Source organism: Streptomyces sp. NPDC043896, from assembly GCF_056435605.1.
In genome coordinates, this window is sequence record NZ_JBWKEE010000029.1 from 33,106 (window position 1) to 48,492 (window position 15,387).

Consider the following 15,387-nt stretch of genomic DNA (forward strand, 5'->3'; position numbering starts at 1 on the left):
CATGACCGCAGACGATCCCCTCGCCGACTTCACCCGCCGGACCGTGGCCGTGGAGGGGGTGGAGAAGGCGGTGTACGTGGCCGGGTCCGGTCCGGCGGTCGTGGTGCTGCCCGAGATGCCGGGCATCAGCCCCGACGTGCTGCGGCTGGCGCGGTGGGTGAGGGACGCGGGCTTCACCGTCCACGTGCCCTCCCTGTTCGGGAGGGACGGCGCCTTCCCCACGGTCGAGGGCGGCCGGGAGGTCGTCCGCCGCGCATGCGTCAGCGCGGAGTTCCGCGCCTTCGCCGGCGGCGGCACCAGCCCGGTGACGCTCTGGCTGCGCGGCCTGGCACGCCAGGCCCACTCGGAGTGCGGCGGGCCGGGCGTGGGGGCGATCGGCCTGTGCTTCACGGGGAACTTCGCCCTCACCATGGCCTTGGAGCCCGCCGTCATCGCCCCGGTGGTCAACCACCCGTCGCTGCCGCTCGACGACCCCGGCGGGATCGAACTCGACCCGGCGGACGCCCGAGCGGTGCGCGACCGCCTCGACCGCGACGAACTCACCGTCCTCGCCTACCGCTTCGAGGGCGACCGCTGGTGCACGGGGCAGCGCTTCGCCGCCTACCGGGCCCTGCTCGGCGAAGCCTTCGACGGCCGCGTCCTCCCGGACACCGCCGCCAACCCGGCGCCGCCGCCCTTCTTCGCCGGCCTGGTCGGCACGCCGCACAGCGTCGTCACCGCCCATCTCGTCGACGAGGCGGGCCACCCCACGGTCCGAGCACGCGACGAGATCCTCACCTTCCTCACCGACCGCCTGCACCCGCACGGGGCCCGTCCCCTTCCATGACCGGGGCGAAGTGTCCCCGGATGGCCCCGAAGCCGGGCGAGGGCTCGCCGTAACTCCATGCCACCACCGCACGCCGCACGGCGATCAGGCGGAACGCGCCTGCGGCCGTGCGTCACGCCGGCTTGAGAACGGTGTCGATGATGTTGACCGTGGCGTTGGCGGTCGGGACGTCGCCGCAGACGATCTTCGCCTCGCCGTTCACGGTGACGTCCTCCCCGGATCCGGCCGTGGTCAGATCGCTGCCTTCGAGCGTCTTGAAGGTGCCGCCGTCGAGTTGGGCCGGAGTGATCTTCTCACCCACCGCGTGGTAGGTGAGGAGCTTCGTGAGCTCGGCCTTGTCCGCGAGGATCTTGTCCAGGTCGGCCTTGGGGATCTTCGCGAACGCCTCGTTGGTGGGCGCGAAGACCGTGATGTCCTCGGCGTTGTTCAGGGTGTCGACCAGGCCGGCCTTCTTGACGGCCGCGACGAGCGTCGACAGGGCCGGGTTGTGCGAGGCCGCGGTGGCGACGGGCTCCTCGGCCATGGCGGCGAGGCTGCCGGGGCCTTCTGCCGGGAGCGACGCGCAGGCCGGCCCGAAGGGGTCGGCCGGCAGGGCACCGGCGAACGCCGGACCGGCGGCACCCAGTGCGAGGGGCAGTGCGCATGCGACGGCCGCGAGTTCGAAGCGGCGGGGGCGGCGATGGACGGTCATGACTTCCTCCTCATGGAGACAGGCCCTGCGGGACTCGTCCCTGGCGGGCCTTTCCCTTCCCTCCTTGCTTCTCTTTCACATGCCGGGCCGGTTGCCGTCAGAACACACGAAACGTGCCGGGAGACACCGGTGCCGGTGGATCACTCCGCCCGGCCGCTCCCCGCAGCCCCGTCCGGGACGCGGGTCAGCCGGCCCGGCCACCACGCGTTCGGGCCGATGTCGTGGACCAGTGCCGGGACCAGCAGGGAGCGCACGACGAGGGTGTCGAGGAGGACTCCGAAGGAGACGATGAAGGCGATCTGGAGCATGAAGGCCAGCGGGATGACACCCAGCGCCGCGAAGGTCGCGGCGAGGACGACTCCCGCGGAGGTGATGACGCCGCCCGTGGCGACCAAGCCCCGCAGTACTCCCTGGCGGGTGCCGTACCGCAGCGATTCCTCTCTCACACGGGACATCAGGAAGATGTTGTAGTCGACACCGAGGGCCACGAGGAAGACGAAACCGTAGAGGGGCACCGAGGAATCGGTTCCGCTGAATCCGAGGAACTGCTGGAACACCACCGCGGAGATCCCCAGGGTGGCCAGGAAGCTCAGGGCGACCGTGGCGACGAGGATCAGGGGCATCAGTACCGAGCGCAGCAGCCCGACGAGAATGACCAGGATGATGGCGAGGACGACCGGGATGATGACGACGAGGTCCCGTTCGGCGGTGCGCTGGGTGTCGTACAGCTGGGCGGTGTAGCCGCCGACGATCGCGTCGGCGCCGGGGACGGAGTGGACGGCCTGCCGGAGCCGGACGACGGTCTCCCGCGCGGCGGCGCTGTCGGCCGGCGCTTCCAGGGTGACGCGGAGGAGGGCCTTGTCGTCCGCGACCAGAGGGGCTGCCCCGGGCGCTCCAGATGTGCTTGCCGGGATCACGGTGGCGATGCCCGCGGTGCCCTCGGCCGCCCGTCGGACCTGGCCGAGCCGATCGGCCTTGGCGATCACGACGGCCGGGTTGCCGGACCCGCCGGGGAAGTGCCGGCCGAGGGTCTGCTGGGCGGCCACCGAGGGAGCGTCGTTGACGAAGATCTCGTCCAGGGGGACACCCTTGGCGTTCAGCGTGGGGGCGAAGGCGGCGCAGGCCACGAGCGCGGCCAGGCTGAGAGCCCACGTTCTGCGCGCCGCGCGGTCCACCAGGCGCGCCACCTTCTCCCAGATGCCCTGACCGGCAGCCTTCTCGCCCGTGGGACGGATCTTGGCGGGCCAGTAGGCGGCGCGCCCGAGGAGGACGAGGACGGCGGGAAGGAAGGTGAGGGTGCTCAGCACGGCGCACAGGATGCCGATGGCGCCGACGGGGCCGAGGGCGCGGTTGTTGGTGAGGTCGCTCAGCAGGAGGGCGAGCAGGCCCAGCGCGACGGTGGCCGCGCTGGCGGTGATGGGACCGACGGACCTGCGCAGGGCCGTGCGCACCGCGGCGAAGCGGTCCCCGCGCACGCGCAGTTCCTCGCGATACCGGGCGGTGAGCAGCAGCGCGTAGTCGGTGGCCGCGCCGATCACGAGGATGGACAGGATGCCCTGGACCTGGCCGTCGACCCGGACGATGCCCCGATCGGCCAGTGCGTAGACGATGGCGCAGGCCAGGCCGAGGGAGAACACGGCTCCCGTGATGATCACGAAGGGGAGCAGGAGGCTGCGGTAGACCAGGAGGAGAATGATCAGGACGGCGGCCAGGGCGACCGCGAGCAGCAGTCCGTCGATGCCGGCGAAGGCGTCGGAAAGGTCGGCCTGTGTCGCTGCCGGCCCGCCCACCCGGACGGCGGTGCCGGGAACCTGTTCGGCCGCTGCCGTGATCCGCTCCAGCGTCCGCGGCAGCTGGTCGCCGAGGTCGGGCTTGAGCTGGACCACCGCCTGCAGCGCTTCGCCGTCCGCCGACGGCACGGCGGGCGAGGGCGCAGCTGCCATGGCACCGGAGTCCGCGAGGCCTGCGAGAGCCCTGGTGGCGTCGGCCTGCTGCGCGGGTACCAGCCGGCCGCCGGAGGTCGTGGAGGTCCACACGATGACAGCCGGCAGGCTTTCCCGTTGCCGAAACGCCTCCTGGGCCCGGATGACGTGAGTGGACTCGGCACTGCGGGGCAGGAAGGCGGCCTGGTCGTTGGTGGCCACCTCGCCCAGCTTGCCCGCGTACGGGCCCAGCCCGCCTCCGACGAGCAGCCAGACGAGGGCGAGGGCGATGGGGACGAGCCATCGGATGAGCCGTGATGCGCGCGTGGGCATGACACTCCCGTCGGTCCAGCATCTTTCACTGGTGAAGAATCTCAATGATTGAAATAAATTTAGACCATGCCGACCCGGGTGCTCTGCGCGAGGGGTCCCCGGGTGCTCTGCGCGAGGGGTCACCGCCGACGTCCATGCTTCGCCCAGCGGGTGCGCTTCGGATGCACCCGGGGCGCTCAGCGCCCGGGCGGCTTGATCTCGCCGAGCTCCTGGTTGACGGCTGTCAGGAAGCGGAGCACGACGGCGAGTTCCGCGGTGGTGAACTGCCCACGGGCCGTCTCGGTGGCGGCCGCCAGGGGCCTGAAGTAGGAACGGGCGGCCGCCCTGGCCCCTTCGGCGTAGCGCACGTGCACCACGCGCCGGTCACTGCTGGCCCGGGAGCGGGTGATGTGGCCGGCGCGCTCCAGCCGGTCGAGACAGGCGGTGATCGCGCCCGAGGTCAGGCCGAGGTGTTCACGAAGGCGCCCGGGGGTGAGCGGCTCGGAACTGTCCAAGATCACCGAGAGGGCCTGGACGTCCGTGGGATGCAGGTCGTGGCCCTGTGCGAAACCGTGAACCAGCCGGTTGGTCTCCCCGTTCAGCCGCCGAAGCTGCACGGCGAAAGCCTGCAGGCTCACATCGACTTCGCCCTCCGGGACTCCGTCCCCCGTGTGCTCACCCTCGCCCGCCATCCGGCCAGCGTATCGGGGGCATGCCACGGCTTCCCCCTCTGCCCCCGCCCGCCGCGTTCAATGGGTGTTCACGACGGGCTCCCTCCCGCCCGCCAGGATTCGGAAGCGGGGAGCAGGTACACCTCGTCGGCGTAACACCACGCCCACGGCTGCTCCGCGGCGACCGCGACGGGATGGCCCGTCGCGGCGGCGTGCTCGTGGGCGTGCGCTCCGGGGGAGCTGTCACAGCAGCCGTTGTGCCCGCACCGCAGGCAGATGCGCAGGTGGACCCAGTCCCGGCGGCCCGCGGCCAGGCACGCCGCACAGCCCGTCACCGCCAGGGGCACGGCTGGGGGCCAGGACTCGTCGATGTGGCCGCACCGGCGCGCACGCACCTGCCCGCCATCCGGAGCGACCCGCCACTGGCGTCCCGCGTCCGGCACGGGCCCGGACCCGGTCACGGGCGGGCCTCGCCGAGCAGATCGGCCAGGACCTCGCGGGCGGCTCTGGCACCGGAAGCCAGCGCGCCCTGGAGCGAGCCGGTGGCCCTGTGGTCCCCGCACACGTACCTGCCCGGTCCGAACCGGCTGGTCCTGATCAGCGGCAAGGGCGGTGGCATGGCGGGAAGCGCGTCGGGGACGGTGCATCGGTGCACCGGCTCCCAGGTGTCGGCTCTGGCGCCGTATGCCTCGGCGAGAGCGGCCCGGAGCGATCCCTCCCGGGCAGGGTCGAGGGTGCCCAGGACCGATGTGCTGATCAGCGCCCGGCCGTCGGGGGAGTAGCCGGCATGGACCTCGGTGAGCACGCAGGTGTTGAGGAACCGGCGCCGCGCGTCCAGGAGCAGGGTCGGTTCGCGCAGGGGCGACTCGGCGGCGGCGTGATAGACGGTGGTGACGGTCCGTCCGTCGGGGATCGCCAGCCCGGGCAGCAGCCCGGCCGCCGCCCGCTGGCCGGTGGCGACGACGACGGCCCGGGCCTCTCGCGGCGTGCCGTCGGCCAGGACCACACCGCCGTCGATGACGCGGGCCACCGGTGTTCCCAACTCCAGCACACCGGCGGGGAGGCGCCCGGCGAGCTGAGCGGGAACGGCGCCGATACCGTCCGCCGGCAGACACAGAGTGCTCCGGAGCATGCTGCGCCAGACGAAGTGGAAGAACCGCGAGGAGGTCTCCAGCGCGTCCTCCAGGAACACCCCGGCCAGGAAGGGCCGCAGAAAGGCCTCGACCAGATCACCGGAGATTCCCGCGCCGGCCAGTGCCGTGAGCGTGGTCTGCTCCGGGACCGCTCGCAGCCGGCGGGGCGGCACGAGTACGTCTCGCGCCGTCAGACGGGCGAGCGCGGTCAGGTCACGGGCCGAGGCAAGCCCGCCCGGCAGGAGGTGCAGGCTCTGGAAGGGCTGCCGCGTGGGGTCGGTGAACCGGCGCAGCCGACCACCCTCGGTACGCACGAGGACGCCGGGCGTGAAAGGCCTCAGGCGCAGGGCTCTGAGCCCGATCCGCCGTTTCACCTGGGGGTAGGAGGTGCTCAGCACCTGGAACCCGCGGTCTGCGACGAAGCCGGAGACGCGGTCGGTGCGCATACGGCCGCCGACCGCGTCCTGGGCTTCCAGCAAGGTGACATCGACGCCCGCGGCCAGCAGATCGGCGGTGCAGGCGAGCCCTGACGCGCCCGCTCCGACCACGATCACCCCGGTCCTGCCGGGGCGCAGTCCCTCCCGCCTCATGACCCATCTCCCTCATGTGGACGACTCCGGGCGGTGCCACCCCGCCTCGGGCGGCCGGCGATGCCACCGGTCATACGGGCTTGGCGTCTCCGGCTGCCCACAGGGCCGGGCGTCGCCCACACCGTCGGAACCACCGCCGCCACCGGGCAGGAGCCACGGCCTGTCTCACCTCTACTTCCTCCTGGGCCGGCCGTGCGGATGCACGTGTTCCGCCGGCCGCCCCCATGGTGTCCACACGCACCCCGCACCACGGCGATCCGGACCCGATCGGGTTGCCGCGGTGCGGGGCGCCGTCACGCCGCCGCCCCGTCGCGGCGACGGTCCCCGGTCAGGGCCGCCGACCGGTGGCGGAGGCGAAGCCCAGCCAGGTGTGGCGGTTGTTCCACCAGCACCAGCCGACCTTGGGGGCGTCGCGCCGCTCGCGGCCGTCCCTTCCGGTGCCGTTGCTGATCCAGATCGCCGGGGTGCGGGCGTCGAAGGTGCCGTTGGCCTTGCGCAGCCGTGAGCCGATGGTCATGAAGCAGCGGTTGCGCTCCAGCGCGGCGGGCTGCTGGAGCACCCAGTGGATGCCCTCGGTGAGCAGGAGCGGGGTGCGGCCCTCCTCGCTGAGGGCCGGCAGTGCCTCCTCCGGGCTCCAGTTGGCCATGCGGTCCCCCCGGTCGGGCGCGCTGACGAGGTAGAGGGGCGCGTCGGGCAGCCGCACTTCGTGGGGGGTGAACCGGTCGACGTCATGCATGTCGGAGACGACGAAGCCGGGCTTGTCCCGGCGCCGGAGCAGCGGAGCGAGGGCGGACGCGGGGGCCCGGTCCGGGTGGACGGCGAGCAGGACGTCCTCTCCGCCGCGCTGGGCGAAGGCCCGCACCTCGGCGGCGGAGATCCCGGCGATCTGGGGTACCCCGAGCTCGATCAGGCGCTCGGCCTGGACGGCGAGCGGCGGAAGCGGGGGCACGGCGTCACCGGAAGCGGAAGCGGATTCGGTCGCGGGGGTGGGCATGGGCTCGGTCACGGTACTCCCTCGGTTCGTGGACGAAGCGGTGGACGGTTCGGGGCGGTTCGCGTGGAGGGTCAGCGGCTCAGGTCCCGGAAGCGGTTGACCGCCAGCGGGAAGAACACCGCGATCAGGGTTGCCGGCCAGGCGATCGCGAGGAGTTCCGCGTGGGTGGCGGCCCAGGAACCGCCGCCTGAGGCACCCGGGTTGCCGAACAGGGCGCGCACTGCCGTGCACGTCGCCGACAGCGGGTTCCATTCCACGATCGCGCCCAGCCAGGCGGGCATCGACTGGGGCGCGGCGATGGCGTTGGACAGGAAGGTGACCGGCCAGACGAGGATCTGCACGGCCTGCACCAGTTCTGGCCTGCCCGCGACCAGCGCCAGGTGGATGCCGACCCAGAGCATCGCGAACCGGAGCAGCAGCAGGAGCCCCACCGCCGCCAGGAACGAGGCGAATCCGTGGTGCCAGCGCCATCCGATCGCGTAGCCGACCGCGATCATCACACCGAGGCCGACCGTCGACTGGAGCATGTCGGCGGCGCTCCGGCCGACCAGGACCGCGCCGGAGTACATCGGCATGGACCGGAACCGGTCGATGACCCCCTTGCCCAGGTCCTGGGTGACCGAGAGCATCGTCGCGTCAAGGCCGAAGGCCATCGTCATGGCGAGCATGCCCGGCACCAGGTAGGAGGTGAAGTCCCCGTCCAGGCCGCGTCCGCCGCCGATCAGATAGCCGAACATCATCAGCATCATCACCGGGAAGACCAGCCCGACCGCCACCTGACCCGGCCGGCGCGCCCAGTGGGCCAGCTCCCGCCTGGTCATCGTCCACGAGTCGGCGGCCGCCCAGCGCAGCCTGGATCCGGCGCTGCCGTACGCCGTGCCCACAGCGGACGTCGCACTCATGCGGCCTCCTCTCCGGTCAGGTGGATGAAGACCTCGTCGAGCGTCGGCCGGCGCACCGCGACGTCCTGCGCCTCGATGCCGGCCGCCTCCAGGGCCCGTACGGTCTCGCTCAGGGCGCGCATCCGGTCGGTGACCGGGGCACTGGCCAGCCGCCGGTCCTCGTCCACCACCGCGTCACCGGGCAGCAGCGCAGCCGCGAGCGCCAGCTGGGCCGCGTCACGCAGGACCACGTCGATGCGGTCGCCGCCCGTCATGGACTTGAGCTCGTCCGCCGTGCCCTGCGCGATGACCTTCCCGTGGTCGATCACCGCGATCCGGTCGGCCAGTTGGTCGGCCTCCTCCAGGTACTGGGTGGTCAGCAGGACGGTCGTGCCGCCGTCCACCAGTGAGCGGACGGCGTTCCACACCTCCGTGCGGCCGCGGGGGTCGAGTCCGGTCGTCGGCTCGTCCAGGAAGAGCACCTGCGGCCGGGAGATCAGGGACGCCGCGAGGTCGAGCCGGCGCCGCATGCCGCCGCTGTAGTGCCCGACTGCCTTGCCGCCGGTGCCGGCGAGCCCGAACCGGGCGAGGAGCTCATCGGCGCGGTCGCCGGCGCGACGCGCGCCGAGGTGGTGGAGGCGGCCGAACATCTCCAGGTTCTGGCGGCCGCTGAGTTCCTCGTCCACCGCGGCGTTCTGGCCGAGCAGCCCGATGCGCGAGCGCACCTCGCCGGGCCGGGCCAACGCGTCCACGCCCGCCACCTCGACGCGTCCCTCGTCGGGGCGCAGCAGCGTGGACATGATGCGCACCGCTGTGGTCTTGCCGGCGCCGTTCGGGCCCAGGATCCCCTGGACGGTCCCGGTCCCGACGGTGAGATCGAGGCCGTCGACGGCCTGTTTGTCCCCGAACTTCTTCCGCAGGCCTTCGACCATGATCGCCGGATCCCGTTCGGACACGCCACTCCCCCCATCTGGTCAAACTTGACTACTTGCTCCACGGTAAGGCCTCCGAGGCAATTGGTCAAACTTGATTACGTAAGAGGGTGCGTCCGGCGCCGGGCCCGCCGCACTCGTAGGGCACTAGGCTAGTCAAAGTTGTCTTGAAGGGAGACGCCCATGTCAGCGATCCGGCTGCTGGTCCTCGGCGCGGTCCGCCAGCACGGACGGGCACACGGCTACCAGGTGCGCAACGACCTGGAGTTCTGGGGCGCCCACGAATGGTCCAACGCCAAGCCGGGCTCGATCTACCACGCGCTCAAGCAGATGGCGAAACAAGGACTCCTCCTCGCCCACGAGGTCGCGCCCAGCACCGCCGGCGGCCCCCCGCGCGTCGAGTACGAGATCACCGACCAGGGGACCGAGGAGTACCTCACCCTGCTGCGCCAGGCACTGACCTCGTACGACCAGAAGATGGACGTACTCTCGGCCGGCGTCGGGTTCATCGTCGACCTGCCCCGGGACGAGGCCGTCGCGCTCCTCAGGGAACGGATCGAGCGGCTTCGGCAGTGGCGGTCCTCGGTCACCGAGTACTACACGCCGGAGGACGGGCCGTGGCAGCTCGGCCACATCGGCGAGATCATGAACATGTGGCTCCACTCGGCCGACAGCGAAGCGGCGTGGACCCAGGGCCTGATCGGGCGCATCGAGGGCGGCGCGTACACCTTCGCGGGGGAGGGCGAGCCGTTCGTGGCCGTGCTCGCGGAGGGAGAGCCGAACCCGTACGCCACGGAGCCCCACCCGGAGGACCTCCGCTAGCCGTCCGCCCGGGCGGGGGACGGCCCACGGCTCCGGCGTCCGCGAGGGCCGGACGCTTCCCGGTGGGCTGAACGTTACGGACCTCCGTACCGATGAGTAGGGAGGTGCCCGATGAGCTGATCGCCGAACGGGGGCTGGAGGGGCTCAGCCACAGGGCCGTCGCCGAGCGCGCCGAGGTGTCACTCAGCTCGACGACGTACCACTTCAAGGACCGCGAAGCGCTGATCAGGGTCGCGCTGGAGCGTGGCGCCGACCGTTTCGCCGCCACCATGGCCGCCTGGTCCGCCGAGCACGCGCAGGACGGTCCCGAGCAGCTGGCCGAGACGCTCGCCGACGGCGTCATGGCCTGCCTGGGCGAGGGGCGCACCCAGGCGGTGGTGGAGTTCGAGCTCTACCTGGCCGCCCCGCGCCGCCCGGAGCTGCGGGACGTCGCCGCGCGCCTGACGCGGCACAGCGTCGAGGCGATGGCCCCGCACGTGGGGGCGGCGGCCGGGGCCGTGATACCGCCACTGATGAACGGGCTGTGCCTTCAGGTGATGACCGCGCCCGTGCCGCCGGGCCGGCCCTACGTCCTGGGGGTTCTCACGAGCGTCGACGCCACCCTCGCCGCCGTGGAGAGGGACGGCGGCACCGTCGCCGCTCCCGCGCGCCAGACCGGCCCGGTCAAGGTCGCGGTCTTCGAGGACCCCTGGGGCAACACCTGGTTCCTCCACCAGTACGTCGGCGTCTGACCACCGCCCGGCGGGTCCGGTTCCGGGAGCCCGGAACGGCGGGCCGCACAGCCGCCCGAGCCGGCGCAGGGCTTCGGTCCGCGCAGACCGAGCACGACTCCGGTCGTTGCCGCGCGGGTGGGGACCGGGACACCATGGAGCCCTGCGTCCGAGGGAGGGCTCCATGCTGATCGATTTCATTCCCGACGGGAACTTATACCCCTTCACGTCGCGTTGGTTCGACTCGTCGGCCGGCCGCGTCCACTACGTCGACGAAGGGAGCGGGCCAACCATCCTGTTCTGCCACGGCGCCCCGGCGTGGAGCTTCCTCTACCGCCACATCGTGAAGGACCTGCGCGGCCGGTACCGGTGTGTCGCCGTCGACCACCTGGGCTTCGGGCTGTCCGAACGCCCTGCGGGTTTCGGCTACACCGTCGCGGAGCACACCGCGGTGCTCGGCGAGCTGATCGATCACCTGCGGCTCGACGACTTCGTCGTGATGGGCCACGACTGGGGCGGACCCATCGGGCTGGGCGCGGTCACCACCCGCGCGGACCGGGTGCGGGGGATCGTGCTGGGCAACACCGCGTTCTGGCCGATCGAAGCGATGGCGAACCGGGCGTTCAGCGCGATCATGGGCAGCCGTCCGATGCAGCGGCGCATACTCGACCGGAACCTCCTCGTCGAGCGCGTTCTGCTCGCAGAGCTGGGGCGCAAGCTCACCAAGGCCGAGGCCGACCACTACCGCGCGGTCCAGCCCACCGCGGAAGCCCGGCGCGGACTCGCCGCGACGCCCGGGCAGATCCGTGCCGCACGCCCGCTGCTGGAGCGGCTCGCCCGGGACGTGCCCGCCCTGCTCGGCGACAAGCCGGCCCTGCTGGTCTGGGGAATGCGGGACATGGCGTTCCGTCCGAGGGCCTCCATCCCGCGGATGCGTGCCGCCTTCACCGATCTGGAGGTGGTCGAGCTGCCCCACGCACGCCACTTCATCCAGGAGCACGCACCGGACGCGATCACGGCCGCGATGGCGAAGCGCTTCCCGTCGTGACCGGTGGGACCCGCCCGTTGGGCGGGCCCGCGCTCAGACCCGCCCGCTCTTCTTGACCCGCGCGTCGGCGACGGCGTACGGCAGTCCGGGCAGCAGCAGGACCGGTGCCGCCCACAGGGGCAGCTCGAACAGCACGGCGTCCCCGGCAAGCCGGTCGGTGAGGAACGCCGCGGGCAGCGCGGCGGCGAGGCCGACCGCCCAGCTCCGGCGTATGCCGAGGCTGCCGCGCCGCAGCTCCCAGGCGACGGTGGCCGTGCCGAGCACCGTCCAGAAGGCGAGGTAGCCGGGGGTCAGGTCCAGGCTGGTGGTCCAGCGGGGCAGGTACGAGAGCAGCAGGACGCAGCCGAGGGCGAAGCACCCCAGGGACGCGGTGCGCAGCACCCGGCGCGGGAGCGGGGCGCGGGCCCGCGCCCATGCGGCGGCGAACGTACGGACGTCGTGGCCGACGACGTCCTGCGGCGTGCGGCCGGCCGCCCGCGCGTCCTCCAGGTGCGCGGAGAGCTCGTCGAGCATCTCCCTCACCGAGGCGTCGTCGATGCCCCGGTACTCCCAGTTGCTGCGGCAGGCGGCGAGGATCTGCGTGTTCGTCATGGCGCGGTTTCCCCCGTGGTTTCCGTGGCGGTCAGGATGCGGCCCACCTGCCCCGCGAACGCGAGCCAGTCGGCGCGGCCGCCGCTCAGCTCGGCGTGCCCGGCCTCGGTCAGGCGGTAGTACTTGCGCGGAGCGCCGCCGCTCGGGGACGGAGCCCGGTAGGAGGAGATGAGCCCGGCCCGCTCCATCCGTGCGAGCAGCGGATAGATGCTGCCTTCGCTGACCAGCTCCAGCCCGCCGGCGGCGAGCGCCTCGGCGAACTCGAAGCCGTACCTGGGCCGTTCGGCGATCAGCGAGAGCAGGCACAGGTCCAGCACGCCGCGCAGGAGCTGACTGCGCCGCTGGTCGCCGGCCGCGGACAGTTCCTTTGTCATGCGGTACAAGATAGTCGGCGAGTACCTTGCACCGCAAGAAACCTGGCGGCGCGCGTTCCCGGCCCCGTGCGGTGCGGCGGACCCCGCACGTTCCGCGACGACTCCGGCACCGGCCACGCGCCCGTCCGGCCGAACCGGCTCGAACCCGGGGGCGGTTGCCCGCCCCCGGGCCTCACCGGGTTCGAACGCCGCGGCCGCTAACCGGGGTTGACCGCGAAGCGCACGGACCGGACCAGGAGGTCGTCGCGCGCCGGGTTGCCGTGCGCGCGCAGCTTCCACTCCGGGCCCTCGCAGTTGGCGCCGGCGTAGACGACCACGGCGGAGTCCGTGTCGTTGTGGGGGCCGTAGCCGGGCTGCTCGTCGTCGTCGCTGACGGCGTGGAGGTTGACGCACTTGCCGCTGTGCGGATCGTGCAGGGTGACGTGCTGCTCCTGCCCGTACCCGTCGACGTACTTGTAGTGGAAGTAGCCCACGGCGGCGAGGGCCGAACCGGGCAGCGACAGGACCAGGGCGAAGGCGGTCAGGGCGGCTGCGGCGGTGGTGCGGAGCTTCATGGGGGAGGGGGCCCCTTTCCGGGAAGGCGGGTCGGGCGTTGCGGGCACGACCCTAGGGGGGCTCCGGCCGGCGAATCGATCCTCCGTGATTCCTCGGCGCGGCGGGCCCTGTGCCGCCGGACCCTTCCGGGCGCGGCCCTCTCCTCCCAGGCCCTCGGCCTGGAACCGCGTAGGGCTGGGTGCCCCGTCGTCAGGCGAGGTAGTCGAGCTGGAGGACGGTGACGGTCCGGGTGTTGTGTCCTACGAGGAGGATCGCCCGGACTTCGGGTGTGATGATCTGCCGGACGACTTTGTCGTCAACGCCGTAAGGGTGTGTCGCGTCGTGGGGCCGTTCGCAGGCGAGCGCCAGGGCTCTGCCGAGGTTGTCGCCGGCCTGCGGCGGGAGGGCGTCCCAGACGGCCTCTGCGGCGAGATCCACTTTCAGTGCGTACACACCTGAATACTGTCAGCTCAGGCGGCGCCGCGCGCGGCCCCGGTCTCGTCGAGAACCCGGGCGGTGGCGTCGGTCCACTCGCCCGGGAGACCTTCGCCGCGCTCGTCGAACTGGGCCAGTTCGTGAGCGCGTTCGACGGCGAGCAAGGTGTTCTTGGCGATGCGCTCCCACTTGGCGAAGACACCGAGGAGTTCGTGTGCGGGCGCCCGGTTGATCTCAGTGAGGAACCGCTGGGCGAGGGCGGGGCTGCCGAGTGCGTCGCGGATCCGTTCGATGGTCCACGGTGACTCGCTCACGACTGCCTCCACGGTGGAATCACGACTGGTGAATCCACCGTAGCGCACCCCTCGACGTTGAGGGGTGCCCCCGAATCGCCTGCCTCGAAGTGGACGCGAGGCGCGGCCCCGTCAGGACCGGAACGATCACGCGGTCCTTTACGGGCACCGCTCCGGGCGCGGGCCCGCGAGGCCCGCGCCCGGGTGGGAATGACTGCCCTGCGAATCCGCCATCAGGCGAAACGGCCGCTGCGCACCGGGCCCGAGGAGGGGATCCGCTCCCGAGGGCCGTCCGCCCAGAGCGCTGCCGCGCGAGTGGCGAACGCGGCCAGTGCCGTATCCGGGTCGTCCGGTGTCCGCCCGTCACCCTCGGACGGGGCGGGATCGGCCGCCAGGATCGCGTCGGCCAGCTCCTCGGCCGTCCGGCCGTCGGGCTCCGCTCGCTCCGCCCGGCCGTCATCGCCGAGCCGCAGGCCGGGTTCCCAGGGAGGGATCACGCGCTGCACCAGCAAGGTGCAGACGTCAGCCGTCGCGTCGGGCGTTTCGGTCCAGCAGGTGGCGTGCTCGAAGAGCAGCTCGCCCGCCGCCCGCTCGGACAGCGCGGCGACGCTGTCGGGATCGCACGCGGTCAGGTCGTACGCGACCACCAGCACGTCAGGAGTGCCGGGCCGGTAAGGGGAGGCCGGCACGCCGAGCAAGCGGGCCGCCGCCAGGCCGAGCGCCCGGCTGCCGCGGTCTGGCAGCAGGCCGACCGACGCGGGCTTGCGGCCGGTCGCGTCCAGGACCGTCCGCAGCCGCTCCAGGCCGTGCCGGCAGGAATCGAAGTCGTCCTGCAGGTACGCCCAGCGGCCGGTCATGCCCTGGTCGAAACCGTGGGGGGAGAGGGTGAGGAGCAGCCCGCCCGTCAGCACGTAGTGCCAGCCGCGCAAGTCCTGGAAGCCCGCCGGCGGCAGGATCGCGGCACGGTCGAGCATCCGGCCGACCCGTCGGCCCGGCCCCGCCCAGACGCCCTCGGGCGTCGAAAGGCCGTCGAACACCTGCCTCGCCACGTCGGTCTGACCGGCCATCAGCGCGTTGTAGACCGTCAGGTAGCGGTCCGGCCAGTCGTCCATGAGGGAGTCGTGCTCGCGCAGCAGCGCCACTGCTTCGGCGTGCCGCTCGACCCGTTCCAGTGACGTCACCAGCTCCAGCAGCACCCGCCGGGGCGCGAGCCGCGCCTCGGACCGAGCCCCGGACCTGCGGCGGAACAACCCGGTGCGCTCGGGCGCGGCGGCCGGCGCCAAGCTCAGGCGCAGGGCCTCTCTCAGCGCGGGAACGGCCAGGGCGGGGACCCCGCGCTCCACGCAGGCGTAGCCGAACCGGTACAGCCGCTCGGCGTCCGCGGGCCGAGCCGCCAGTTCTGCCGAGGCCTCGGCGAGGTCCGTGAACCCGGCGCCTTCGGCCAGCTCGGCCACCAGCGGGGCGATCTCCGCGGACGCCAGCTCTTCGGAGGCGATCCGCAGCGTTCGCATCGCTTCTCGGGGGTCGCCGGACTCGAAGAGTTCCCAGGCCTTGGACAGTTCGGTGGTCATGTGTCTCCGGTGATCGGGGGCAAACCCCAGGATGATCGCCGTCCCGCGGGTGAGCCG

18 protein-coding genes are annotated in these 15,387 nt (G+C 72.4%); 4 read left to right on the forward strand and 14 right to left on the reverse strand.

Annotation, left to right across the window (positions count from 1 at the left end; all coding sequences use genetic code 11):
* The first annotated feature begins 1 nt into the window (after position 1).
* The gene (locus AC069X_RS32340; RefSeq protein WP_478734229.1) at positions 2-826 is read left to right on the forward strand and encodes a dienelactone hydrolase family protein; all 825 of its coding nucleotides are present in this window, start codon (positions 2-4) and stop codon (positions 824-826) included.
* A 112-nt stretch (positions 827-938) separates the two neighbouring features.
* Here AC069X_RS32340 and AC069X_RS32345 read toward each other — a convergent pair whose 3' ends face one another.
* The 8 genes from AC069X_RS32345 to AC069X_RS32380 form a co-directional block, all read right to left on the reverse strand.
* Positions 939-1,517, reverse strand: a complete 579-nt coding sequence (locus AC069X_RS32345; protein ID WP_478734231.1) for a fasciclin domain-containing protein — start codon at positions 1,515-1,517, stop codon at positions 939-941.
* A 140-nt stretch (positions 1,518-1,657) separates the two neighbouring features.
* Positions 1,658-3,772, reverse strand: a complete 2,115-nt coding sequence (locus tag AC069X_RS32350) for an MMPL family transporter (protein WP_478734233.1) — start codon at positions 3,770-3,772, stop codon at positions 1,658-1,660.
* A 176-nt stretch (positions 3,773-3,948) separates the two neighbouring features.
* Complete coding sequence (locus AC069X_RS32355; RefSeq protein WP_478734235.1) at positions 3,949-4,443, reverse strand: MarR family winged helix-turn-helix transcriptional regulator; 495 nt, start codon at positions 4,441-4,443, stop codon at positions 3,949-3,951.
* 68 nt (positions 4,444-4,511) lie between these two features.
* Positions 4,512-4,817 (reverse strand): UBP-type zinc finger domain-containing protein, encoded by a 306-nt coding sequence (locus AC069X_RS32360; protein ID WP_478734237.1) that lies wholly within the window; start codon positions 4,815-4,817, stop codon positions 4,512-4,514.
* 62 nt (positions 4,818-4,879) lie between these two features.
* Positions 4,880-6,145, reverse strand: coding sequence for an NAD(P)/FAD-dependent oxidoreductase (locus AC069X_RS32365; protein ID WP_478734239.1), 1,266 nt, complete (start codon positions 6,143-6,145; stop codon positions 4,880-4,882).
* A gap of 328 nt (positions 6,146-6,473) precedes the next feature.
* Positions 6,474-7,139 carry a DUF5701 family protein gene (locus AC069X_RS32370; protein ID WP_478734338.1) on the reverse strand — a complete coding sequence of 222 codons (666 nt, stop codon included), beginning with the start codon at positions 7,137-7,139 and terminating at the stop codon, positions 6,474-6,476.
* A gap of 71 nt (positions 7,140-7,210) precedes the next feature.
* Positions 7,211-8,041, reverse strand: a complete 831-nt coding sequence (locus tag AC069X_RS32375; RefSeq protein ID WP_478734241.1) for an ABC transporter permease — start codon at positions 8,039-8,041, stop codon at positions 7,211-7,213.
* The gene (locus tag AC069X_RS32380) at positions 8,038-8,952 is read right to left on the reverse strand and encodes an ATP-binding cassette domain-containing protein (protein WP_478734340.1); all 915 of its coding nucleotides are present in this window, start codon (positions 8,950-8,952) and stop codon (positions 8,038-8,040) included. The genes AC069X_RS32375 and AC069X_RS32380 overlap by 4 nt, the downstream gene beginning before the upstream one ends.
* A gap of 183 nt (positions 8,953-9,135) precedes the next feature.
* Between AC069X_RS32380 and AC069X_RS32385 the strand changes: the two genes are divergently transcribed.
* From AC069X_RS32385 to AC069X_RS32395, 3 genes are all read left to right on the forward strand, one after another.
* Complete coding sequence (locus AC069X_RS32385; RefSeq protein WP_478734243.1) at positions 9,136-9,774, forward strand: PadR family transcriptional regulator; 639 nt, start codon at positions 9,136-9,138, stop codon at positions 9,772-9,774.
* 104 nt (positions 9,775-9,878) lie between these two features.
* Positions 9,879-10,505: a TetR family transcriptional regulator gene (locus AC069X_RS32390; protein WP_478734245.1), complete on the forward strand. Its 627-nt coding sequence runs from the start codon at positions 9,879-9,881 to the stop codon at positions 10,503-10,505.
* A gap of 163 nt (positions 10,506-10,668) precedes the next feature.
* A complete protein-coding gene (locus tag AC069X_RS32395; protein WP_478734247.1) occupies positions 10,669-11,532 on the forward strand; it encodes a haloalkane dehalogenase in 864 nt (287 codons plus the stop codon).
* A gap of 33 nt (positions 11,533-11,565) precedes the next feature.
* On the opposite strand, the gene AC069X_RS32400 is transcribed toward AC069X_RS32395, so the two are convergent.
* The 6 genes from AC069X_RS32400 to AC069X_RS32425 all read right to left on the reverse strand — a co-directional run bounded on the left by AC069X_RS32400 (position 11,566) and on the right by AC069X_RS32425 (position 15,330).
* On the reverse strand, positions 11,566-12,123 hold the full coding sequence (locus tag AC069X_RS32400) for a hypothetical protein (RefSeq protein ID WP_478734249.1): 558 nt from the start codon (positions 12,121-12,123) through the stop codon (positions 11,566-11,568).
* Positions 12,120-12,497 carry a PadR family transcriptional regulator gene (locus AC069X_RS32405; protein WP_478734251.1) on the reverse strand — a complete coding sequence of 126 codons (378 nt, stop codon included), beginning with the start codon at positions 12,495-12,497 and terminating at the stop codon, positions 12,120-12,122. Before AC069X_RS32405 ends, AC069X_RS32400 begins: the two co-directional genes overlap by 4 nt.
* Positions 12,498-12,694: 197 nt before the next feature.
* Positions 12,695-13,051 carry a hypothetical protein gene (locus AC069X_RS32410; RefSeq protein WP_478734253.1) on the reverse strand — a complete coding sequence of 119 codons (357 nt, stop codon included), beginning with the start codon at positions 13,049-13,051 and terminating at the stop codon, positions 12,695-12,697.
* 190 nt (positions 13,052-13,241) lie between these two features.
* Positions 13,242-13,469 (reverse strand): hypothetical protein, encoded by a 228-nt coding sequence (locus AC069X_RS32415; protein WP_478734254.1) that lies wholly within the window; start codon positions 13,467-13,469, stop codon positions 13,242-13,244.
* A 32-nt stretch (positions 13,470-13,501) separates the two neighbouring features.
* Positions 13,502-13,780 (reverse strand): hypothetical protein, encoded by a 279-nt coding sequence (locus AC069X_RS32420; RefSeq protein ID WP_478734256.1) that lies wholly within the window; start codon positions 13,778-13,780, stop codon positions 13,502-13,504.
* Positions 13,781-13,992: 212 nt separating this feature from the next.
* Positions 13,993-15,330, reverse strand: a complete 1,338-nt coding sequence (locus AC069X_RS32425; protein ID WP_478734258.1) for a hypothetical protein — start codon at positions 15,328-15,330, stop codon at positions 13,993-13,995.
* Between the last annotated feature and the right edge of the window lie 57 nt (positions 15,331-15,387).